This is a genomic window from Pelomonas margarita (genome assembly GCF_043555875.1).
GTDB classification, from domain to species: Bacteria; Pseudomonadota; Gammaproteobacteria; order Burkholderiales; family Burkholderiaceae_C; genus Pelomonas; species Pelomonas margarita.
Window position 1 is genome coordinate 124,614 of sequence record NZ_JBIGHW010000004.1, and the last position, 22,266, is coordinate 146,879.

20 protein-coding genes are annotated in these 22,266 nt (G+C 69.0%); 8 read left to right on the forward strand and 12 right to left on the reverse strand.

The annotated features are described in order from the left end of the window. The first annotated feature begins 14 nt into the window (after positions 1-14). The 3 genes from ACG0Z3_RS09110 to ntrC are packed head-to-tail and all read left to right on the forward strand — an operon-like array spanning position 15 to position 3,136. On the forward strand, positions 15-497 hold the full coding sequence (locus ACG0Z3_RS09110) for a hypothetical protein (protein WP_394397008.1): 483 nt from the start codon (positions 15-17) through the stop codon (positions 495-497). Between the two features lie 32 nt (positions 498-529). Further along, positions 530-1,627: a nitrogen regulation protein NR(II) gene (gene glnL, locus ACG0Z3_RS09115; RefSeq protein ID WP_394397010.1), complete on the forward strand. Its 1,098-nt coding sequence runs from the start codon at positions 530-532 to the stop codon at positions 1,625-1,627. 33 nt (positions 1,628-1,660) lie between these two features. Continuing rightward, positions 1,661-3,136, forward strand: coding sequence for a nitrogen regulation protein NR(I) (gene ntrC / locus ACG0Z3_RS09120; RefSeq protein ID WP_394397012.1), 1,476 nt, complete (start codon positions 1,661-1,663; stop codon positions 3,134-3,136). Between the two features lie 25 nt (positions 3,137-3,161). Here ntrC and ACG0Z3_RS09125 read toward each other — a convergent pair whose 3' ends face one another. From ACG0Z3_RS09125 to ACG0Z3_RS09145, 5 genes are all read right to left on the reverse strand, one after another. After that, positions 3,162-4,898 carry a bifunctional protein-serine/threonine kinase/phosphatase gene (locus tag ACG0Z3_RS09125; protein WP_394397014.1) on the reverse strand — a complete coding sequence of 579 codons (1,737 nt, stop codon included), beginning with the start codon at positions 4,896-4,898 and terminating at the stop codon, positions 3,162-3,164. 94 nt (positions 4,899-4,992) lie between these two features. Then, positions 4,993-5,805, reverse strand: coding sequence for a formate/nitrite transporter family protein (locus tag ACG0Z3_RS09130; protein ID WP_394397016.1), 813 nt, complete (start codon positions 5,803-5,805; stop codon positions 4,993-4,995). Positions 5,806-5,961: 156 nt separating this feature from the next. Then, a complete protein-coding gene (nirD, locus tag ACG0Z3_RS09135) occupies positions 5,962-6,294 on the reverse strand; it encodes a nitrite reductase small subunit NirD (protein WP_394397018.1) in 333 nt (110 codons plus the stop codon). A gap of 20 nt (positions 6,295-6,314) precedes the next feature. Then, on the reverse strand, positions 6,315-8,837 hold the full coding sequence (nirB, locus tag ACG0Z3_RS09140; RefSeq protein ID WP_394397020.1) for a nitrite reductase large subunit NirB: 2,523 nt from the start codon (positions 8,835-8,837) through the stop codon (positions 6,315-6,317). Between the two features lie 331 nt (positions 8,838-9,168). Next, positions 9,169-10,125, reverse strand: a complete 957-nt coding sequence (locus ACG0Z3_RS09145; RefSeq protein WP_394397022.1) for an MBL fold metallo-hydrolase — start codon at positions 10,123-10,125, stop codon at positions 9,169-9,171. Positions 10,126-10,172: 47 nt separating this feature from the next. On the opposite strand from ACG0Z3_RS09145, the gene def reads away from it, so the two are divergent. Beyond that, positions 10,173-10,712 carry a peptide deformylase gene (def, locus tag ACG0Z3_RS09150; protein WP_394397024.1) on the forward strand — a complete coding sequence of 180 codons (540 nt, stop codon included), beginning with the start codon at positions 10,173-10,175 and terminating at the stop codon, positions 10,710-10,712. Positions 10,713-10,806: 94 nt separating this feature from the next. Further along, on the forward strand, positions 10,807-12,879 hold the full coding sequence (locus tag ACG0Z3_RS09155) for a DUF6600 domain-containing protein (protein WP_394397026.1): 2,073 nt from the start codon (positions 10,807-10,809) through the stop codon (positions 12,877-12,879). A gap of 30 nt (positions 12,880-12,909) precedes the next feature. On the opposite strand, the gene ACG0Z3_RS09160 is transcribed toward ACG0Z3_RS09155, so the two are convergent. Further along, positions 12,910-13,554 (reverse strand): arylesterase, encoded by a 645-nt coding sequence (locus ACG0Z3_RS09160; protein ID WP_394397027.1) that lies wholly within the window; start codon positions 13,552-13,554, stop codon positions 12,910-12,912. On the opposite strand from ACG0Z3_RS09160, the gene ACG0Z3_RS09165 reads away from it, so the two are divergent. Continuing rightward, complete coding sequence (locus ACG0Z3_RS09165) at positions 13,553-14,224, forward strand: ABC transporter ATP-binding protein (RefSeq protein WP_394397029.1); 672 nt, start codon at positions 13,553-13,555, stop codon at positions 14,222-14,224. The two genes, ACG0Z3_RS09160 and ACG0Z3_RS09165, sit on opposite strands and share 2 nt — an antisense overlap. On the opposite strand, the gene ACG0Z3_RS09170 is transcribed toward ACG0Z3_RS09165, so the two are convergent. The 6 genes from ACG0Z3_RS09170 to ACG0Z3_RS09195 all read right to left on the reverse strand — a co-directional run bounded on the left by ACG0Z3_RS09170 (position 14,221) and on the right by ACG0Z3_RS09195 (position 19,155). Beyond that, the gene (locus ACG0Z3_RS09170; RefSeq protein ID WP_394397031.1) at positions 14,221-15,456 is read right to left on the reverse strand and encodes a cystathionine gamma-synthase family protein; all 1,236 of its coding nucleotides are present in this window, start codon (positions 15,454-15,456) and stop codon (positions 14,221-14,223) included. The two genes, ACG0Z3_RS09165 and ACG0Z3_RS09170, sit on opposite strands and share 4 nt — an antisense overlap. A gap of 66 nt (positions 15,457-15,522) precedes the next feature. Beyond that, a complete protein-coding gene (locus ACG0Z3_RS09175; RefSeq protein WP_394397033.1) occupies positions 15,523-16,314 on the reverse strand; it encodes a peptidylprolyl isomerase in 792 nt (263 codons plus the stop codon). Positions 16,315-16,386: 72 nt separating this feature from the next. Next, positions 16,387-16,650, reverse strand: coding sequence for a BolA family protein (locus ACG0Z3_RS09180; protein WP_394397035.1), 264 nt, complete (start codon positions 16,648-16,650; stop codon positions 16,387-16,389). Continuing rightward, positions 16,647-17,276 carry a septation protein A gene (locus ACG0Z3_RS09185; protein ID WP_394397037.1) on the reverse strand — a complete coding sequence of 210 codons (630 nt, stop codon included), beginning with the start codon at positions 17,274-17,276 and terminating at the stop codon, positions 16,647-16,649. The genes ACG0Z3_RS09180 and ACG0Z3_RS09185 overlap by 4 nt, the downstream gene beginning before the upstream one ends. Continuing rightward, the gene (msrB, locus tag ACG0Z3_RS09190; protein ID WP_394397039.1) at positions 17,273-17,698 is read right to left on the reverse strand and encodes a peptide-methionine (R)-S-oxide reductase MsrB; all 426 of its coding nucleotides are present in this window, start codon (positions 17,696-17,698) and stop codon (positions 17,273-17,275) included. The genes ACG0Z3_RS09185 and msrB overlap by 4 nt, the downstream gene beginning before the upstream one ends. Further along, entirely contained in the window at positions 17,695-19,155 is a 1,461-nt protein-coding gene (locus ACG0Z3_RS09195) for a protein adenylyltransferase SelO (protein ID WP_394397041.1), read from the reverse strand. The genes msrB and ACG0Z3_RS09195 overlap by 4 nt, the downstream gene beginning before the upstream one ends. Positions 19,156-19,289: 134 nt before the next feature. Here ACG0Z3_RS09195 and ACG0Z3_RS09200 point away from each other — a divergent pair, with 134 nt between their 5' ends. Then, positions 19,290-20,936, forward strand: a complete 1,647-nt coding sequence (locus ACG0Z3_RS09200) for a 3-(methylthio)propionyl-CoA ligase (protein ID WP_394397043.1) — start codon at positions 19,290-19,292, stop codon at positions 20,934-20,936. Between the two features lie 56 nt (positions 20,937-20,992). Then, positions 20,993-22,246 carry a branched-chain amino acid ABC transporter substrate-binding protein gene (locus ACG0Z3_RS09205; RefSeq protein WP_394397045.1) on the forward strand — a complete coding sequence of 418 codons (1,254 nt, stop codon included), beginning with the start codon at positions 20,993-20,995 and terminating at the stop codon, positions 22,244-22,246. Positions 22,247-22,266 lie beyond the last annotated feature (20 nt).

Sequence of the window (22,266 nt, forward strand, 5' to 3'; positions counted from 1 at the left end):
TCCACAATGCCGCCATGCTGAACCGACTGCTGGCCCCGTTGCTCGTTCTCGCCAGCCTGGGCGTGCAGGCCCAGGGCACGGTCTACCGCTGCCCCGGCCCGCCGGTGCTCTACACCGACGCGCTCTCCGCCAAGGAGGCGCAGGAGAAGGGCTGCCGCACGATCGAGGGCTCGCCCATCACGGTGGTGCAGACGCCGCGGCCGCGTTCATCGGCGCCGGCGGCGGAGGGCTCGCGCGGTGCTGAGGGCCGCGTCGATGCCGGCCAGCAGCGCGTGCGCGATGACGAGCGTCGCCGTGTGTTGCAGACCGAGCTGCGTCAGGCTGAGGAGCGCCTGGCCAGTGCGCAGCGCGAGTTCTCGGCGGGCCAGGAACGCCGCGGCGATGAGCGCAACTACCAGAAGTACCTCGACCGCATGGCCGAGCTCAAGGACAACGTCTCCCGCTTCGAGGCCGATGTGCAGGCCCTCAAGCGGGAAATCGCCAAAATCCCCTCCTGACGCGCCCGGCGCGGCGGGAGATCCCGTGCGCCATGACTGATCACTCTTTGCTGCCGGCCGAGTTCGCCGGCCTGGACCTGCTGGCGACCATGGTCGTCGTCACCAGTGCCGCCGGCGAATGCTTGTTCGCCAACGCCGCGTTCGAGGACACCATGCGGCTGTCGCGCCGCGCGGTGCAGCGGGCCCAGTTGCCCGACTGGTTCGACGACGCCCAGCGCCTGCTCGAGACGCTGGACGGCGTGGCCGCCAACCACTACTCCAGCAGCCGTTTCGACGCCGTGCTGCGCCGCGGCGCCTGGGCCCATGAGGACGGGCTGCCGGTGCATGTCATCGTCTCGCAAATGGAGGCGGCGGCCGGCGGCACGCCGCGCGTGCTGGTGGAGCTCATCGAGATCGGCCAGCTCGCCCGCCAGGACCGCGACGAGCGCAACCTCGACCAGGTGCAGGCCACCAAGGAGCTCACGCGCAACCTGGCGCATGAGATCAAGAACCCGCTGGGCGGCATCCGCGGTGCGGCGCAGCTGCTCGCGCTGGAGCTGCAGGACGGCAGCCCCGAACTGACCGAGTACACGCAGGTCATCGTGCACGAGGTCGACCGCCTGCAAAGCCTGGTGGACCGGCTGCTGGCGCCGCACCGCAAGGCGCAAGTAGTAGGTGACGTCAACATCCACGAGATCTGCGAGCGGGTGCGGGCGCTGGTGTTGATCGAGCATCCCAAGGGATTGGCGATCCAGCGCGACTACGACACCTCACTGCCCGACTTCCGCGGCGACCGCGAGCAGCTCATCCAGATGGTGTTGAACATCGTGCAGAACGCAGCCCAGGTGCTCGCGCCGCGCATGGCGGCCGGCGACGCGCAGATCCTGCTGCGCACGCGCGTGGCCCGGCAGGTCACGATCGGCAAGCAGCGCTGGCGCTTGGCACTGGAATTGCATGTCGAGGACAACGGTCCCGGCGTCCCCGCCGAGATCCGGGATCGCATCTTCTTTCCCCTGGTCTCCGGGCGGGAGGGCGGCTCGGGCCTCGGACTCACGCTTGCGCAAACGGTCGCCCAGCAACACCAGGGCATGATCGATTGCGAAAGCGAGCCGGGCAAGACGAATTTCAGAATCACGCTACCGCTGCCCTAACCCCACAAGGCCACGGGGCAGCCGAGGACACGCATGAAATCCATCTGGGTTGTAGACGACGACCACTCGATCCGCTTCGTGCTCGAGAAGGCCCTGGCCCGCGAGGGGCTGCCGGTGCGGTCTTTCAGCAATGCGCGCGACATGCTGGCCGCGCTTGACGAGGACTCGCCGCAAGTGCTGGTCTCCGACATCCGCATGCCTGGCGGCTCGGGGCTGGAGCTGCTGGCCAAGGTCAAAGCGAGGCTGCCTGCACTGCCCGTCATCATCATGACGGCCTATTCCGACCTGGACAGCGCCGTGTCGGCCTTCCAGGGCGGCGCCTTCGAGTACCTGCCCAAGCCCTTCGACCTGCCGCGCGCCGTGGAACTCATCCGCCGCGCGCAGGAAGAAAGCCAGCGCGAGGCCGGCGCGCAGGAGGCCGCGGCCGAAGTTCCCGAGATGCTGGGCCAGGCCCCGGCGATGCAGGACGTGTTCCGCGCGATCGGCCGGTTATCGCAAAGCAATGTCACTGTGATGATCACGGGCGAGAGCGGCTCGGGCAAGGAACTGGTGGCCCGCGCGCTGCACAAGCACAGCCCGCGCGGCGAAGGCCCGTTCGTGGCCATCAACACGGCGGCCATCCCCAAGGACCTGCTGGAGAGCGAGCTCTTCGGCCATGAGCGCGGCGCGTTCACCGGTGCGCAGGCCTCGCGGCGCGGCCGCTTCGAGCAGGCCGACGGCGGCACGCTGTTCCTGGACGAAATCGGCGACATGCCGTTCGAGCTGCAGACGCGCCTGCTGCGCGTGCTGTCCGACGGCCAGTTCTACCGCGTTGGCGGCCACAGCCCGATGCGCAGCAACGTGCGCGTCATAGCGGCCACCCACCAGAACCTGGAAGAGCGCGTGCGCCAGGGCGTGTTCCGCGAGGACTTGTTCCACCGCCTCAACGTCATCCGCCTGCGCCTGCCGCCGCTGCGCGAGCGCAAGGAAGACGTGCCCGCGCTGGCCCGCCACTTCCTGCAGCGCAGCGCGACGGAGCTGGGCGTCGAGCCCAAGCGCCTGTCCGACGCCGCGCTGGCCGTGCTGACCAACTTCGAGTTCCCCGGCAACGTGCGCCAGCTGGAGAACATCTGCCACTGGCTCAGCGTCATGGCGCCCAGCCAGATGGTGGAGCCCGAGGACCTGCCGGAGGAACTGCAGCCGGGCTATGTGAGTGCCGCGCCGCTGTCGCCCCCGGCGCTGCAGCCCGGCCTGGTTGCTGCGCCGGCCGTCGCGTCTGCGTCACCGGCCGCGCCGGCCAGCACCAGCAGCGGCGAAGGCTGGCTGGCCGACATGGCCGCCGACGCCCGCACCCGCCTTGCTGCCGGCGAGCCCGATGTGTGGGACGCGCTGACCAAGCGCTTCGAGGCGCAGTTGATCCTGACCGCCCTGGACATCACCCGCGGCCGCCGCATCGAGGCCGCGCAGAAGCTGGGCATCGGGCGGAACACGATCACGAGGAAGATCCAGGAGCTCGGCCTGGACGTTTGAGTCGCAGTTGGGCGGTAGGTGCCGCCTAACGGCCCGTCGCGCGCAAGCCCAGCAGCACCAGCGTCGCCAACCCGAACACCACCGTCATCCCCTGCCAGAACAGCAGCGGATGCCGTTGCTGCAGCGGCGTGCGGTCCCGCGTCATGAACTCCGGCCCCGGCGCGTGCAGGTCGTGCAGGAACTCCGACAGCGCCTGCTGCCGCCGCGCCGCCTGCGGCTGCAGCGCCTTCTTCAGCACGCGGTCCAGCCATGCCGGCAGGTCGGGGCGGCGCGTGCGCAGCGGTACGTACTGCAGCTTGTGCAGGTCGCGCTCGCCGCGCACCTGGGGCACCTGCAGGCCGTAGGGCAGGGCGCCGGTCAGCATTTGGTAGACCAGCACGGACAGCGAGAACAGCTCGGCCAGCGGTGAGCCGCCGTCGCCGGTGAAGTACTCCGGCGCGGTGTACTGCAGCGTGCCCGCCAGCTCCAGCGCGCGGCTGTCACCCGGGTAATGGCCCAAGCCTTCGCTCAGGCCCGCCACATGGGCCGAGGCCAGGTCGATGAGGATGACGGTGCCGTGGCGGTCGATGATGAGGTTCTCGGGCCGCAGGTCCTGGTGCAGCATTTCCTTGCGGTGCAGCGCCTGCAGTCCGCGCGCGATCTGGTCGGCGATGCAGCGCACCTCGTCCAGCCCGGGCCGCGGGTGGTCGGTCATCCACTGCGCCAGCGTCTGGCCATGGATGAACTCGACGGCGGTGAACAGGTGCTCGCGCTTGCGCTCGGGCGGCGCGGCCTTGATGACGTGCGGGCTGTCGACGCGCCGCGCCACCCATTCCTCGGTGGCGAAGCGGTCCAGCTCGCGTGCATGGCCGGCCAGATCGGCCGTCGGCAGCTTGAGCGCCCATTCGCGCCCGTCCGCGTCGACCGCGAGCACGACCTGGCTGCGCGCCGTCTGCTGCAGCTCGCGCACGACGCGGTAGCCCTCGAACTCCTGGCGTGGCGACAGGCGCGGCGGCAGGCGCAGGCCGTCGCGGCTGACGGGCGCGGCGATCTGCGTGGGCAGGGATTCGACGCGCGCCAGCATGACGGTGACGTTGTCCTGGCTGCCACGCGCCAGCGCTGCCACCACCAGCGCCTCGGCGGCGGCCTGCATGTCGGCACCGTGGGCGGCCAGCGTCTGCTGCACGACGGCAGCGTCCAGGAATTCGTAGGCGCCGTCGCTGGCCAGCAGGAAGGTCTCGCCGACCTCGGTGGCCCAGCAGGCGTAGTCGATGTCGAGGCGTGCCGTCACGCCCAGCGCGCGGCCGAGGTAGGTCTGGCCGCCGTACAGGCGCACGCGGTGGTCCTGGCTCAGTTGCTCCAGCGCGCCGCCGGCATGGACGCGGTAGACGCGGGTGTCGCCGACGTGCAGCAAATGCACCTCGCGGCCCTTGAACACCAACGCGCTGAAGGTGCAGACATGGCCGCGGTCCTTGTCGAAGCGGCCTTCGCCGCGCTGGCTTTCGGCGTGCAGCCAGCCGTTGGTGGCGGCCAGCACGCATTGGGCGGCGCGGCGCACCGTCCAGGCCTCGGAGGTGCCGTAGTAGTCCTCCAGGAAGCCGCGCACGGCGGCGGCGCTGGCGACTTGGCTGACCGGGCTGCTGCTGATGCCGTCGGCAATCGCCAACGCGATGCCGCGCGAGCGGCGCTGCGCGTCGGTCGGCTGGGCGACGCCGTGGAAGTCCTGGTTCAGCGGCTTGCGGCCGGCCTCGGAGTGTTGGCCGACGGCCAGGCGCAGCGTCATGTCGGTAGGCTCAGGAAATGCAACCACAGAGGCACAGAGCAAGCTCTGAATTTCTCCGTGCCTCTGTGACTCTGTGGTTGCCTTTGAGTCTTCTTCAACCCACCACGCGTTTGGGCGCCGTCTTGTAATGCGTCGCGTACAGCGTCAGGCCCACGAAGGTCAGGCCGCCCACGAGGTTGCCGACGACGGTGGGGATCTCGTTCCAAATCAGGTAGTCCATGATCGTGAAGTTGCCGCCCAGCATCAGGCCCGACGGGAACAGGAACATGTTGACGATGCTGTGCTCGAAGCCCATGTAGAAGAACACCATGATGGGCATCCACATGCCGATAGCCTTGCCCGAGACGGACGTGGACATCATGGCCGCGACGACGCCGGTGGACACCATCCAGTTGCACAGCACGCCGCGCACGAACAGCGTCAGCATGCCGGCTGCGCCGTGCGCCGAGTAGCCGACCGTACGGCCCTCGCCGATGTGGCCGATCTTTTGGCCCACCGCATTGGGCGCCTCGCTGAAGCCGAAGGTGAAGATGATGGCCATCAGCACGGCCACGGTCAGCGCGCCGGCGAAGTTGCCGAAGAACACCAGCGTCCAGTTGCGAAAGCACCCGGCCCAGGTTGCGCCGGGGCGCTTGTCCAGCACGGCTAGCGGCACCAGCGTGAACACGCCGGTCAGCAGGTCGAAGCCCATCAGGTACAGCAGGATGAAGCCCACCGGGAACAGCATGGCGCCCACGAGCGGGTTACCGGTGTTGACCGTGACGGTGACGGCGAACGCGGCCGCCAACGAGAGGATGGCGCCGGCCATGTAGGCGCGGATCAGCGTGTCGCGGGTGGACATCAGCAGCTTGGATTCGCCGGCGTCCACCATCTTGGTGACGAACTCGGTCGGAACGACGTAGGCCATGGTCTTGTCTTTCGTGGAGGAACGAGAGGGATGAACAAGCGCAAACGCCCCAGCCGGTGCGGCTGGGGCGTTTGCGGTTCGAGGTCGAAGCGGTGGCGTCGTCGCCACCGGGGAGCAAGTCTTGGCGCGGCCCTCAGGCCCGCCGGGGTCGCGGCGTCAGGCCAGCGCGACGAGCACGCGGCCGTCCTGCACCTGCACGGCGTGCGCCCGCACCGACTGCTCGGGCGCTTCGAGGCATTCGCCGGTGCTGAGGTCGAAATGGTTCTTGTAGAGCGGCGACGCGACGACGATGCGCTCGCCGAGGTTGCCCACCAGGCCGCGCGACAGCACGCTGGCGCCGGAGCGCGGGTCGATGTTGTCGATGGCGTGGAAGCGGTCCGTGCCGACGCGGAACACGGCCACGTGGCGGCCGTCCACAAGCGCGGCGACGCCGGTGTCGGGCAGGATCTGGTCGACGCTGCAGATGGGGGTGAAGGTCCTGTTGCTCATGCGTTGCTCCTTGGATGGGCTCAGGCGGGTTGCTCTTCGCGTTCCTCGGCGCGGGCCGGGCGGATCTGGCCGCGCTCCTCGACGAAGATGATCTTTTCGTCGGCCTTGTCGCTGTTGACGAAGCTGCGGAAGCGCTGGCGCACTTCGGGCGTCGTGACGGCAGTCTTCCATTCGCACTGGTAGGTGTCGACGACGGCCTGCATCTGCGCTTCCAACTCAGGCCCCAGGCCCAGCTTGTCGTCGATGACAACGCTCTTCAGATAGTCCAGGCCGCCCTCCATGTTGTCGCGCCAGGTGCTGGTGCGCTGCAGGCGGTCGGCCGTGCGCACGTAGAACATCAGGAAGCGGTCGACGTACTTGATCAGGTCGGCCTTGCTCAGGTCGCTGGCGATCAGCTCGGCGTGGCGCGGCTTCATGCCGCCGTTGCCGCAGACGTAGAGGTTCCAGCCCTTGTCGGTGGCGATGATGCCGACATCCTTGCCCTGTGCCTCGGCGCATTCGCGGGTGCAGCCGGACACGCCGAACTTGATCTTGTGCGGCGCGCGCAGGCCCTTGTAGCGGTTCTCGATCTCGACGGCGAGACCCACCGAGTCGTCCACGCCATAGCGGCACCACGTGCTGCCCACGCAGCTCTTCACCGTGCGCAGCGACTTGCCGTAGGCATGGCCGGATTCAAACCCGGCCGCGATCAGCTCCTCCCAGATCAGCGGCAGCTGTTCGACGCGGGCGCCGAACATGTCGACGCGGGCGCCGCCGGTGATCTTGGTGTACAGGCCGTACTTCTTCGCGACCTGGCCCACGGCGATGAGGCCGTCGGGCGTGACCTCGCCGCCCGGCATGCGCGGCACGACAGAGTAGCTGCCGTCCTTCTGGATGTTGCCCAGGTAGTAGTCGTTGCTGTCCTGCAGCGCGGCGAGTTCGGGCTTGAGCACGAAGTCATTCCAGCACGACGCGAAGATGCTCGCCGCTGCCGGCTTGCAGATGTCGCAGCCCAGGCCCTTGCCGTGCTTGGCCAGCAGGTCGCTGAAGGTCTTGAGGCCGCCGACGCGGATCAGGTGGTACAGCTCCTGGCGCGAGTGCGGGAAGTGCTCGCAGAGGTGGTTGTTGACGGCCATGCCGCGCTTGGCCATCTCGAACTTCATGACCTGCGTGACCAGCGGCACGCAGCCGCCGCAGGTGGCGCCGGCCTTGGTGCAGGCCTTGATGTCGCCGATCGTCGTACAGCCCTCGCCGACGGCCGCGCAGATCTGGCCCTTGGTGACGTTGTTGCACGAGCACAGCTGGGCGCTGTCGGGCAGCGCGTCGGGGCCGATGGCAACGGCGGCCTTGCCGTCGCTGCTCGGCAGGATCAGGAACTCGGGGTCGGCCGGCAGCTTGATGCCGTTCAACGCCATCTGCAGCAGCGTGCCGTATTCGTCGGCGTTGCCCACCAGCACGGCGCCCAGCAGGAACTGGCCGTCCTCGCTGACGACGATCTTCTTGTAGATCTGCTTGCGCTCGTCAACAAACTGGTAGCTGCGCGCCTTGGGCGTCTTGGCATGCGCGTCGCCGATGCTGGCCACGTCCACGCCCATCAGCTTGAGCTTGGTGCTCATGTCGGCGCCGGGGAAGGCGGCGGCGGCGTCACCGGCGATGTGGCGGGCCACCACGCGGGCCATCTCGTAGCCGGGAGCCACGAGGCCGAAGGTCTGTTCGCGCCATGACGCCACCTCGCCGATGGCGTAGATGTGCCGGTCGCTGGTCAGGCACTGGTCGTCGACGACGATGCCACCGCGCGGGCCCGTGGCCAGCGCACTCTGCCGGCCCAGCTCGTCGCGCGGGCGGATGCCGGCGGAGAACACCAGCATGTCCGTCTCCAGCCAGGTGCCGTCGGTGAACACCAGGCGGTGGCGGGCCGACACGCCGTCAGTGATCTCGACGGTGTTGCGGTTGGTGTGCACCTGCACGCCCAGCGCCTCGATCTTCTCGCGCAGCACGCGGCCGCCGCCGTCGTCCACCTGCACGGCCATCAGGCGCGGCGCGAACTCGACGACATGCGTCTGCAGGCCCATGTCGCGCAGCGCCTTGGCGCACTCCAGCCCCAGCAGGCCGCCGCCGATGACGACGCCGCTCTTGCTGACCCTGCCCGAGGCCTGCATGGCCTCCAGATCCTCGATGGTGCGGTAGACGTGGCAGTGCGGGCGCTCGCGGCCCGGCACGCCCGGCACGAAGGGGTACGAGCCCGTGGCGAGCACCAGCTTGTCGTAGTGCACGACCTCGCCGTCGGCCAGCGTCACGGTGTTGTCGCGGCGCTCGATGGCCGTGGCCTTGGCGGCCAGGCGCAGGCGGAAGCCCGGGTGCTGCTCGAAGAAGCCCGGCGGCACCAGCGACAGATCCTCGGCCGTCTTGCCCGAGAAGAACTCGGACAGGTGCACGCGGTCGTAGGCCGGGCGCGGCTCCTCGCACAGCACCGTCACTTGCACTTGGGCAGCTGCGGGGCCCTCGGCGAGGGATTCGAGAAATTTCTGGCCCACCATTCCGTGGCCGATGAGGACGATATGCATGGCTTTCCTGTCAACAACAGCCGCCCACGGGCCGACAGAAAAGCCAGCACCCTCGGCGGCACCCTGTCGGGTGCGGTTTGAAGAGACTGCCTGCGCCGCAGCGCCCCGAGAGGGCGCTGGTTGCGAGGCACTCGCCGCCGTTGGCGATGGTTTGAAGAGATCGGGAGCCCGCTTTCGCGCGGCGCCTCGACAGGACATTTGCAAAAGCCATGCCCGCCCGCTCGCCTGGGGGCGGGCAGCAGGTCAGCGCTGCCTAGCACTCGGGCGGTGCAGCCGCGCCCTTGCGGCGCACCGGTGCGGTGCGAGTGCCGCCCGGCGCCAGTGCGATTGCTCAGCGCGGCGGGCGGTCCAGCCAGACTTCCAGGCCCTGGGCGTTGAGCTCGGCGTCCAGCGCCAGCCATGCGGCGGCGTCGGCGTCCGCCGCGTGGCCGTGGGCGCGCAAGTGCGCCAGGTAGCCGTCCAGCAGCCCGGCCTTCAGCCGCTCGTGCCGGTCGGGCGCATCGCGCAGCGCCAGCGCCAGCGCCACCATCTCGTCCAGCTGCACGAGCATCTGCGCGGCCAGCCGGCGCACCTCGGCCTCCGAGCCGCCCACGCGGCCGTAGTGCGTCAGCAGCATGGCCTCGGGCCGGGCTTCCAGCAGCCGCTGCGTCGTGGCCTTCAGAGGTTCGGGTTCGAACTGCACCGGCGTCGTCGTCGGCGTCAGCCAGGCGCGGCCGTCCACGTCGAAGACCCGGTAGGACAGGCCGAAGGTGTCGCCCGTGAACCAGCTGCGGCTGCGTTCGTCCCAAATGGCGTGGTGATGCCGCGCGTGTCCGGGCGTGTCGATGAGGCGCAGCGGCCGGCCGGCCAGCATCAGCACCTGCTCGTCATGGCTGGCCTCGGCGCGCTCGGTGGGCACCGGCACCAGACGACCGTAGCTGCGCATCATCTCGGCCTCGCCGTATACGGCCATGGCGCCCAGCCACAGCGCCTTGGGGTCCACCAAGTGGCGCAGGCCGCGCGGATGGATCAGCGCGCGGGCGCGGGGCAGGGCGTCCATCAGCAGGCCCACGCCGCCGGCATGGTCCAGGTGCACGTGGGTGGGGATGACCCAGTCCACCGCGTCGCGCGCCAGGCCCAGTGCCTCCAGCGCGGCCAGTAGGCGGGGCACGGCGTAGTTGGTGCCCGTGTCGATGAAGGCGGCACGGCCGTCTTCCACCATCAGGTAGGCCGCATCGAAGCGCGGGCGCTGGAAGCCGGTGTCGATGGCGTAGATGCCGTGGCCGAGGTCGTCGAGGAAGTCGAGCATGAGAGTGAGTTTCTAGAATCGGCTACGTTTTGACCTGGGAGGCCCGCTTGGCCGTTCACGAGATCCTGAAGATGGGGGACCCGCGCCTGCTGCGCGTCGCCAAGCCGGTTGCCGAATTCGGTACGCCGGCGCTGAGGGCGCTGATTGCGGACATGTTCGAGACCATGGCCGCCGCGAATGGAGCCGGCCTGGCCGCGCCGCAGATCGGCGTCGACCTGCGGCTAGTCATTTTCGGCTACTCCAAGAATCCCCGTTACCCGGAGGCCCCGCCTGTGCCGCCCACGGTGCTGATCAACCCCGTCATCGAGGTGCTGGACGGCGGCCGCACCGAGGGCTGGGAGGGCTGCCTGTCGGTTCCCGGCCTGCGCGGCGTCGTCGAACGCGACGAGCGCATCCGTTACCGCGGCTTCGATGCCGACGGCCACCCCATCGATCGCATCGCCGATGGCTTTCATGCCCGGGTGGTGCAGCACGAGTGCGACCACCTGGATGGCATCCTGTACCCCATGCGCGTCACCGACTTCACGCGCTTCGGCTTCACGTCGGTGCTGTTCCCGGAGCTGGACCCGAACAGCGACGACGACTGACGCCAGCCCAGCCCGGCCCAATTGAAAAACTTGTAAGCGCGGTGCACCGCCCACGGGCCGCCCGCGTTGCGCAGGCGCAAAGGAGCAGCAGCTCATGACTACTTCCACCGACTCTCCGCTTGTCCTGTCGCGCCGCCAGTGGCGCATCCTCGCGATGGCCTTGCTGGTGGCCATCGCCCCCGGCGCCCGCGCGCAGGAGGCCGACCGCGACCCGCCCGCGCGCGCGGCCCGTGTCGTCGAGGTCGTCGGCGACGCCTGGTTGTTCGACCACGACACCCGTGAATGGACCCGCCTCACGCGCAACCAGACCGTGGGCGAGGGCGACCGCGTGCGCACCGACGAGCGCGGCCGCGTGTCGCTGCGCGCCGGCTCCACCTCCATCTGGCTGGACGAGCGCAGCGACCTGGAGCTGACCCAGCTGGACGACGGCCAGACACTGCTGCAGATCGATCGCGGCGATGTCGCCATCCGGCTGCGCAACGCCGAGAACGTGGCCGAGACGCGGCTGCGCACACGCGAGGGCACGGCCCAGCCGGAGCGCGAGGGCCTGTACCGCGTCGAGCAGCTGGACCGTGGCACCAAGGTCTACGTCTGGCAGGGTCGGCTGCGCTTTGACTGGGCCCGCGGTGCGGCGCCGGTGTCGCTGGGCAGCGGCGAGCAGGTGGAGCTATGGTGGCCCGACGGCCCGCGCGCGGAGCGCAGCTCGCTGTACGCCGATGGCTTCGGCGACTGGGTGCTGGCCGAGAGCCGCGCCGAGGGCGACCGCCCCGTGGCGCGCTACATCTCGCCCGAGATGACCGGTGCCGAGGACCTGGACCGCCACGGCCGCTGGGAGACGTCGACCGAGTACGGCAACCTGTGGATCCCCACCACGCTGGTGGTGGCCGACTGGGCGCCCTACCGCCACGGTCGCTGGGTGTGGTCGCGCCACTGGGGCTGGACCTGGGTGGACGACGCCCCCTGGGGCTTCGCGCCCTTCCACTACGGGCGTTGGGTCAGCTGGCGCGGCCGCTGGTGCTGGGCGCCGGGGTCCTACGTGCATCGCCCCGTCTACGCGCCGGCCCTGGTGGGCTGGGTGGGCGGCGGCTCGGTGAGCGTGGGCATCAGCATCGGCCATCGTGCGCCGCCGCCGCGCTTTGGCTGGTACCCGCTGGCGCCGCGCGAGGTCTACGTGCCGGCCTATCGCCACACGCCGCACCATGTGCATCGCGTGAACCCCTGGCGTGAGGCGCGTGACCCCGTCACCGTGCAGCGCCCGCACCGCTACCGGGACGTGCCCCAGGCCGTCAGCACGCTGCCCGCCCCGGGCGCGGCCATCCAGCCGCTGCCGGTGCGCGGCCCCGATCGCAAGCCCGAACCGGGCTGGAACCGCCCGCTGCCTGCGGCACCGGGCCGTGGGGATCTGGCCGCTGTGCTGCCGGCCCTGCCGACGCGGCCGGCCGAGGCCGAGATGCCGCATCGCCGGGAGCGCGAGCGAGACCGTGAGCCCGGCATGGGCTGGCGCAGTGACGACCAGCTGCCGCTGCGCCGCGAGCCTCGCCGTGGGTCGGATGTGACGCCGCCTGCCGCCGTGGTGACCGCGCCGCAGCGGCCTGTCACGCCGCAACCCATCGCCCAGCCGGGCCTGCCCGTGGCCCAGGATCCGGCGCAGCCAGCCCGGCCTGCCCAGGAGGCGCCGCGCGGCGGGCCCGAGAATGTTCCTTGGGGGCCGCAGCGCGAGCACCAGATGCGTCGTGATGAGCAGTTCCAGCGCGAGCAGGCGCAGCGCGCGGCGCAGCAGCAGCAGTTGCAGCGCGACATGCAGCAACGCGAAGCCCAGCAGCGTGAGGTGCAGCAGCGCGAAGCCCAACAGCGCGAGATGCAACAACGCGAAGCCCAGCAACGCGAGATGCAACAGCGCGAGATGCAACAACGCGAAGCCCAGCAACGCGAGATGCAGCAGCGCCGTGAGGCCTTCCAGCAGCAGCAACGTGACATGCAGCAGCGCGAGATGCCGATGCGCCGTGAGGAGCCGCGTGCGCAGATGCCGCAGCCGGCCCGCGAGGCGCAGCAGCCCCGCACCGACAACCCGCAACGCGCGCGCCAGGACGGCGTGCCGGCCCGTCAGGAGCGCGCCGAGCGCCGCAACACCGACGGCCCGCAGCGGCAGGGCAACGACCTGCGCTGAGTCAGGCCCGGCACCCGCGTGGGCGCCGCGTCAGAGCATCGGCCGCAGCGCCGGCCAGACGTTGTCCAGCATCGTCGGATGCGCCTTGGCCAGCGGGTGGATGCGGTCGGGCTGGAACCATTCCAGCGCGTCAGCCCGGTCCGCCACGCCCTTAAGCAGGAAGGGCACAAGACCGGCCTTCACCTGCCTTGCCACATCGCCGAACAGGCCTTCGAACTCGCGGCCGTAGCTGGCGCCGTAGTTCGGCGGCACCTGCATGCCGACGATGACGACCTTGGCGCCGGCCGCCTGCGCAGCGCGAGCCATGGCCAGCAGGTTGTCGCGCGTGCCGCTCAGCGGCAGGCCGCGCAGCGCGTCGTTGCCGCCCAGCTCAATGATGACGATGGACGGCTTGTGCGTGCGCAGCGCGGCGGGCAGGCGGCTGCGGCCGCCCGCCGTCGTGTCGCCGCTGATGCTGGCGTTGACAACGCGGTGCGGCTTCTTCTGCTGCGCCAGCCGCGCCTGCAGCAGCGCCACCCAGCCGCTGCCGGCGGTGATGCCGTATTCGGCCGACAGGCTGTCGCCGACGACGAGCACCACGGGGGCCTCGGCCGCCGCAGTGACCCCTGACGTCCAGCTGGCTAGCGCCCCGACGCTAAAGTGCGCCAACCACCAACGCCGCCGCAGTCCCGACATGCCCGAAGTCCTTGTCCAAGTTGATCAGATCACCAAGCGCGTGCGCGACGCGACCGGGGAGCTGACGATTCTGCATGACATCAGTTTCGAGCTGGCCGCGCAGGAGTCCGTTGCCATCGTGGGCGCGTCGGGCTCTGGCAAGAGCACGCTGCTGGCCATCCTGGCGGGCCTGGACGTGCCCAGCGGCGGCACCGTCAAGCTGCGCGGGCAGGATCTGTTCACGTTGGACGAGGACCAGCGCGCCGCCGTGCGTGCGCGGGAGCTGGGCTTCGTGTTCCAGAGCTTCCAGCTGCTGCCCAACCTGACGGCGCTGGAGAACGTGATGCTGCCGCTGGAGCTCCGCGGCGCGCGCGATGCCCGTGAGCAGGCGGCTGCGATGCTGGGCCGGGTTGGCCTTGGGGAGCGCCTGGGCCATTACCCACGCGTGCTGTCGGGCGGCGAACAGCAGCGCGTGGCGCTGGCGCGTGCCTTCGTGCAGCGGCCGGCGCTGCTGCTGGCCGACGAGCCGACCGGCAGCCTGGACTTCGCGACCGGCGCGGCGGTGATGGAACTGATGTTCGAGCTGAACCGCGAGGCCGGCACGACGCTGGTGCTCGTGACGCACGACCGTGAGATCGCGGCGCGCTGCGAGCGCCAGCTGCGCATCGAGGCGGGGCGGCTCGCGGCTTAGGCCAGCGCCTGGTCGAAGTCGGCGATCAGGTCTTCCGGGGCTTCCAGCCCCACCGACAGCCGCACCAGCCCGTCGGCGATGCCCATCGCGGCACGCGACTCGGCGCCCATCTCCCAGAAGATGGTCGGCGCCACCGGGATGATGAGCGTGCGCGTGTCGGCCAGGCCGGTGGCCTTCAGTGGCAGGCGCAGTCGGTTCAACACCTCGACGAGGCGGCCGGCGTCGCCCAGCTCGAAGGCCATCATCCACGAGCCGCTGCCGAACCAGTCGCGGGCGCGGGCGTGCTCGGGGTGGCTTTCCAGCATCGGGTAGTGGACCTGGGCGATGGCCGGGTGGGCGGCCAGGTGGCGGGCCAGCGCCAGCGCGGTGTCGCTGCTGCGCTTGAGGCGCAGCTCCAGCGTCTCCATGCCGACGAGGATGCGATGCGCCGCCTCGCTGGACAGCGTGCCGCCCATGTCGCGCAGGCCCTTCTTGCGGATCTGCTGCAGGCCCCAGCCGCGCGGGTCGCCCTGGCGGTAGGCCGGGAAGATGTTGGGGTAGGTGGCCCAGTCGAAGCAGCCCGTGTCGGTGACCATGCCGCCCAGCGCCTCGCCGTGGCCGGCCAGCGTCTTGGTCAGCGAGTTCATGACGAGGCCAGCGCCGAAGCGCTTCGGTTTGCACAGCGCCGGTGACGTGACCGTGTTGTCGACGACGTACAGCAGGCCGCGCTCGCGGCAGAGCGCGCCGATGCCGTCGAGGTCGGGAATGCGCGTGCTGGGGTTGGCGATGGTCTCGGCGAACACCATGCGCGTCTCGGGGCGCAGCGCGGCCTGCACGGCGGCCACGTCGCCGGCATCGACGCGGCTGACGGTGATGCCCAGGCCCTCCAGCGTCTGGAACAGGCTGTTGGTGTTGCCGAACACGCGGGCGCTGGTGACGAGATGGTCCCCCGCCTTCAGCAGCGTCAGGAACAGCGCCGTCAGCGCTGCCATGCCCGTGGCGAAGCTGATGCTGCCGGTGCCGCTCTCCAGCTCGGTGACGACGGCCTCCAGCGCCGCTGTCGTCGGCGTGCCCTGGCGCGCGTAGTTGAAGCTGCCCTTGACCCGGCCCTGGAACACGCCAATCAGGTCCTCGACGTTGTCGTAGGCGTACTGCACGGAGGGGTGGACAGGCACGTGGACGCCGCCGGAATGGCGGTCGCCACCGGTGGCGTGAACGAGGCGGGTGCTGAGGGCGTCGTGTGCGTCGGTCATGGCGTGTGGGGCTCAGATGGCAAAAGACCCGCCGGAGCGGGTCTTGAAGTACGTCTGCTGAGCAGCTTACTTGCTGAAGGTGTGGTCGGTCTTGGCCTTCTTGATCAGGCCGTCCTGGAATTCGGCCATCTTCTGCTGTTCGATGCGCTGCTTGATCTGGGCTTTGACGTCGTCGAAGGCCGGGAAGGTGGCGGCGCGCGTGTCTTCCAGCTTGATGATGTGGTAGCCGAACTGGCTCTTCACCGGCTCTTGGGTCATCTCACCCTTCTGCAGCGCGGTCATGGCCTTGCTGAACTCGGGCACGAAGTTGTTGGGGTTGGCGAAGTCCAGGTCGCCGCCGTTCTGCGCGGAGCCGGTGTCCTTGGAGTTCTTCTTGGCCAGTTCCTCGAAGTTGGCGCCACCCTTGATCTGGGCGATCAGGGCCTTGGCGTCTTCTTCCTTCTCCACCAGGATGTGGCGGGCACGGTACTCGTTGCCGGTGTTGGCCGCCTTGAACTTGTCGTACTCGGCCTGAGCCTCGGCGTCGGCCACGGGGTTCTTGGTCTTGAAGTCTTCCATCAGGCCGCGGATCAGCAGCATCTGGCGGGCCAGTTCCATCTGGGCCTTGTAGTCGCTGGTTTGCGGGATGCCGGCCTTCTCGGCTGCCTGCATAAAGATCTCGCGGCGCACGACCTCGTCCTTGACCTGGGCTTCCAGTTCCGGCGAGCGCTGCTGCTGGCCGCTCTTGGTGACCTGCTGGATCAGCGTCTCCATGCGGGCCTTGGGCACGGGCTTGCCGTTGACGGTGGCGATGTTCTGCGCGATGGCAGCGGCCGGGACCAGTGCCGCGACGGCGGCGGCGAGCGCAAACTTCTTCATGGATGGAGAGATCAGGTGGTGCTAAAAAAAATCGCGCCCGGGATGGGCGCGTGGTTTGGTCACGCCCGGCCTTCAGGCTTCACCCGGCGCCTTGGCGTCAATTGCCAGAGCGTGGATGCCGCGCTGCATCAGGTCGGTCAGGCAATGATAGACGAGGCGATGACGCGCGATTCTTTGCAGACCGGTAAAGCGGGCCGACACGACAGTCACATGAAAGTGACCGCCCTCGCGGGCCCCGGCATGGCCGGCGTGGTTGGCGCTGTCGTCGCGGATCGTCAGCAGCGACGGAGCCAGCTCGGCCTGCAGCCGGCGCTCGATGTCGGCGGCGATGGTCATTGGCTGTCCTCCTCAGGCGGCAGGTGCTTGCCGAGATAGACGCTCTGCGCAACGGTGAACACCAGGATCAGGCCCGTGACGCCGAAGACCTTGAAGTTGGCCCAGGCTGACGTGGAGAAGTTGTAGGCCACATAGAGGTTGACGACACCCATGGCTGCGAAGAACAGCACCCAGGCGCGGTTGAGCGTGGCCCAGATGGCATCAGGCAGTTTGAGCTGCGCACCCAGCATCGCCTGGATGAGGTTCTTGCCGAACGCGGCCAGCGAGATCCAGAGCGTGAGTGCCATGGCCCAGTACAGGCCGGTAGGCTTCCACTTGATGAAGGTCTCGTTGTGGAACCAGATCGTCGCGCCGCCCAGCACGACGACCAGCGCCAGGCTGATCCACAGCATCAGGTCGATCTTCTGGCCGCGGATCTTCAGGATGGCGGCCTGCGCCAGCGTGGCCAGCATGACGACCACGGTGGCCAGCAGCACCGGCGCTTCCTTGGGGCCAACGACGCCGCCCTGCACGAGGAAACCGAAATGCTGGGTCGCGAACGCAGCCGCTGCATCGGGGTTGCCTTCTGCGCCCTTGAAGGCGATGAAGAAGAGGATCAGCGGGAGAAAGTCGAGCAGTAACTTCATGAAGAGGAATTGTCCTCGACGAAGTCGATGGCGGCCGAGTTGATGCAGTAGCGCTCGCCGGTCGGCTCGGGGCCGTCCGGGAACACATGGCCCAGGTGGCTGCCGCAGCGGTTGCACCGCACCTCCACGCGCACCATGCCGTGGCTGCGGTCGACGACGCGCTCGATGACCTCGCTGTTGACCGGCGCCCAGTAGCTGGGCCAGCCGCAGCCGGCGTCGAACTTGGTGCCGGACTCGAACAGCGGCGTGCCGCAGCCGATGCAGTTGTAGTGGCCGTCGGTGAAATGGTCCCAGTACTTGCCGGTGAAGGCGCGTTCCGTGGCCGCGTGCCGGGCGACCTGGTACTGCACGGGGTCCAGTTGCTCGCGCCATTCGGCGTCGGTCTTGTGGACGGGGTAGGTCTTGGTGCTGTCGTGGGTCATGATGAGCAGGAAACTTCGAGGCCTTGGGCCCAGTCGGGCGGCAAGGCCGCGTCGTGGGGGTTCTCGGGGTCGTCGAATGGGCGGCTCAGAACTTTCAGCAGTCGGCTGACTTCGGTGAAATCGCCCTGTTGCGCGGCCTGGATGGCGCCCTCGGCGAGGTGGTTGCGCAGCACGACGGCCGGGTTGACGGCCAGCATGCGCGCCTCGGCGTCGGGCGCCACGCGGGCGCGCCAGCGGGCCAGCCAGGCGTCCAGTGCGTCGCGGTCGACGAACAGGTCGCGCAGCGGCTCGGGATGACTGAGCGCGCGGGACAGGCGACGGAAGCTGATCGTGAAGTCAGCGCGCGACGCTGCCATCAGCTTCAGGAAGTCGTCGGCCAGCGCCTGGTCGCCGTCGTCTTCGCCCGTGAGGCCCAGCTTGGCGCGCATGCGGCCCAGCATCTGGCTCGCGAAGCGCCCACGGAAGGCCTCGACGGCTGCCAGCAGCCGCTCGCCCGACGCCTCGGCCGCCTGATCGGTGTCGATGGGCAGCAGCGGCAGCAACGCTTGGGCGAGCGCATGCAGGTTCCAGAACGCGACGCCGGGCTGGCGCGCGTAGGCGTAGCGGCCGCGGTCGTCGCTGTGGTTACAGATGTGGCCGGGGTCGAAGGCGTCCATGAAGCCGAATGGGCCGTAGTCCAGCGTCAGGCCCAGCATGGACATGTTGTCGGTGTTCATGACGCCGTGGCAGAAGCCGATGGCCTGCCAGTGCGCGACGAGGTCGGCCGTCTGCAGCGCCACCTTCTCCAGCAACGCAACAGCAGGCTCCGGCGCGTCGGCGCATTCCGGCGCGTGGTGCGCGATGAACCAGCCGGCCAGGCGGCGCAGCGCGTCCAGCTGCTCGTGGTGCGCGAAATGCTCGAAGTGGCCGAAACGGATGAAGCTGGGCGCCAAGCGCGTGACGACGGCGGCGGTCTCGATGGACTCGCGCCGCACCGGCAGGCGCGAGCCTGTGAGGCACAGCGCCCGCGTCGTCGGTACGCCTAGCGCAGCCATGGCCTCGGAGCACAGGAACTCGCGGATGGACGAGCGCAGCACGGCGCGGCCGTCGGCGCGGCGGGAGTAGGGCGTCATGCCGGCGCCCTTGAGCTGCAGCTCCAGCGGGCCGGCGGGCGCGTCGACCTCGCCCAGCCACAGCGCGCGGCCGTCGCCCAGCTGGCCGGCCCACACGCCGAACTGGTGGCCGCTGTAGACGGAGGCTAGCGGCCGCATGCCGGACCAGGTGGCATTGCCGGAGAACACGCCCAGCGCGCCGTCGCGCGCGGCCCAGTCGGCGGGCCAGCCCAGCAGCTCGGCGCAGGCGGGGCTGGTGGCGACCCAGTGCGGGTCGGGCAGGCCCTGGGCCGGCAGTTCGGTGTAGAAATCGGATCCCAGCGCCGCGAAGCGGTTGGGCCAATGCAGGCCATCCAGCGGTTTCATTGCTCCAGTTTAGTAAGGCGCTGTTTGGCCTCGCCGGCCTGGGTGTTTCCCCGGGGTCGGAGGGTCGCGGTTGTGACGTTCCGGGCTTGAAACTGCGGGCTAGACTGGGTCGATAAGACAGCCAGGAGACAACCATGGCATTGATGGGCCGGATGATGTCGGACCCGCTGCTGATCTCGTCGTTGCTGAGGCACGCCGAGCGGCATTCGGGGGAGACCGAGATCGTCAGCAAGCGGGTCGAGGGCGACCTGCACCGCAGCAATTGGCGCGAAGTCGCGCTGCGTTCCCGCCAGGCCGCGCAGGCCTTCGCGCGGCTGGGCTGTGAGGCCGGCGACCGTGTCGGCACGCTGGCCTGGAACGGTCATCGCCACCTGGAAATCTACTTCGGCACCTCGGGTTCGGGTCTGGTGTGCCACACCATCAACCCGCGCCTCTTCCCTGAGCAGATCGTCTGGATCGCCAGCGACGCCGAGGACCGCGTGCTGTGCTTCGACGCGACCTTCCTGCCGCTGATTGAGAAGATCGCGCCGCTGCTGAAGACCGTGCAGCACTTCGTGCTGATGACGTCGCGCGCCCACATGCCGGCGGCCAGCGCCATTCCCGACCTGCTGTGCTTTGACGACCTGCTGGCTGCCGAGAGTGGCGACTACGCCTGGCCGCCCCTGGACGAGAACACCGCCTCCAGCATCTGCTACACGTCCGGCACCACGGGCAACCCCAAGGGCGCCGTCTACAGCCACCGCTCCACGGTGTTGCACGCCTACGCGTCGGCGCTGCCGGACGCGATGGACTGCTCCAGCCGCGACGTCATCCTGCCTGTCGTGCCGATGTTCCACGTCAACGCGTGGGGCCTGCCGTACAGCGCGGCGCTGGTGGGCTTCAAACTGGTTTTCCCGGGCCCGCACCTGGACGGCAAGAGCCTGTACGAACTCTTCGAGGGTGAGCAGGTCACGTTCTCGGCCGGCGTGCCGACCGTGTGGCTGGGCCTGCTGAATTACGTGAAGGCGGGCGCCTTGAAGTTCTCCAGCTTCAAGCGCACCGTCATCGGCGGCGCTGCCTGCCCGCCGGCGATGATGAAGTCGCTGCAGGACGACTTCGGCATCGAGGTCATCCACGCCTGGGGCATGACGGAGATGTCGCCGCTGGGCACGCTGTCCAAGCTGACGACCCGCCAGCTGGCCCTGCCGGCCGAGGCGCAGCAGCGGCTGCTGGAGAAGCAGGGCCGCGTCATCTACGGCGTGGACATGGCCATCATCGACGACGACGGCCGCTCGCTGCCTTGGGACGGCGCCAGTGCCGGCAACCTCGTCGTGCGCGGCCACTGGGTCATCAGCCAGTACTTCAAGAACGACGCGTCGCCGCTGGTCAGCGTGGACGGAGAGCCCGGCTGGTTCCCGACCGGCGACGTGGCCACCATCGACGCCGACGGTTTCATGCAGATCACGGACCGCAGCAAGGACGTCATCAAGTCCGGTGGCGAATGGATCTCGTCCATCGATCTCGAGAACATCGCGATGGCCCATCCGGGCGTGTTCGAGGCCGCGGTCATCGCGGCGCGCCACCCGAAGTGGGACGAGCGCCCGCTGCTGGTGGTCGTGAAGAAGCCCGATGCCACCGTCACGCGCGAGGAGCTGCTGGCGTTCTACGAAGGCCGTATCGCCAAGTGGCAGGTGCCGGACGACGTCGTCTTCGTCAGCGAGATCCCGCACACCGCCACCGGCAAGATCCAGAAGTTGAAGCTGCGCGACCAGCTCAAGGACCACCGCCTGCCGACGGCGTGATCCGCTGTCGCCGGGCGCCCCGATTCCCGTTCCCATCCACAACAAAGGAGACAAGCATGTTGGACATCACCTCGGTCCGCTTCCCCGTGCGCGCACTCACGGCAGCTGCCGCCCTCGTGCTCGCGGCCGGTGCCGCCCATGCCCAGAAGGGCGAGACGGTCAAGCTGGCCTACATCGACGCGCTCTCCGGCCTGATGGGCCCCGTGGGGCAGAACCAGGTCAAGACCTTCCAGTTCCTCGGCGAGAAGTTCAACAAGAGCAACCCCGCCGGCGTGAAGTTCGAGGTCGTCACCTTCGACAACAAGCTGAGCCCCGCCGAGTCGCTGAACCTGCTGAAGGCCGCAGCCGACCAGGGCATCCGCTACATCATGCAGGGCAACGGCTCCAGCGTCGCGCTGGCGCTGAGCGACGCGGTGCAAAAGCACAACGAGCGCAACCCGGGCAAGGAAATCGTCTACCTGAACTACTCGGCGGTGGACCCGGACCTGACCAACAGCAAGTGCAGCTACTGGCACTTCCGCTTTGACGCCGACACGTCCATGAAGATGGAAGCCATGTCGTCCTTCATCAAGGACCAGGCCGACGTGAAGAAGGTCTTCCTGCTGAACCAGAACTACGCGCACGGCCACCAGGTCGCCAAGTACGCCAAGGAGACGCTGGCCCGCAAGCGTCCGGACGTCCAGGTCGTCGGCGAGGATCTGCACCCGCTGGCCAGCGTGCGTGACTTCGCGCCCTATGTCGCCAAGATCAAGGCCAGCGGTGCAGACACCGTCATCACCGGCAACTGGGGCTCCGACCTCGCGCTGCTCGTGAAGGCCGCCAACGAGGCCGGCTACAACGGCAAGTTCTTCACTTACTACACCGGCGTGACCGGCACGCCGACGGCGCTGGGTGCGGGCGGCGCGGGCCGTGTGTTCCAGGTGGCCTACAGCCACTACAACATGGGCGGGCAGGTGCAGAAGGATGCCGAGGAGTACAACAAGAAGTTCAACGACGACATGTACACGCTCAGCATTCACAACATCTACACGATGCTGAGCCAGGCCATGGCCAACGCCAAGTCCACCGATCCGGTGAAGGTGGCTGCGGCGCTGGAAGGCCTGACGGTCAAGGGCTTCAATGGCGAAGTCACCATGCGCAAGACAGACCACCAGCTGCAGCAGCCGCTGTTCATCTCGGTCTGGCAGAAGGCCGATGCCAAGTTCCCGTACAGCCCCGAGAAGACGGGCATGACACTGGCGCCGGTGAAGCAGTACGACTCGTACGTGTCTTCCACGCCGACGTCCTGCCAGATGAAAAGGCCGGGCTGATCGCCTGAGCGCCTGATCCG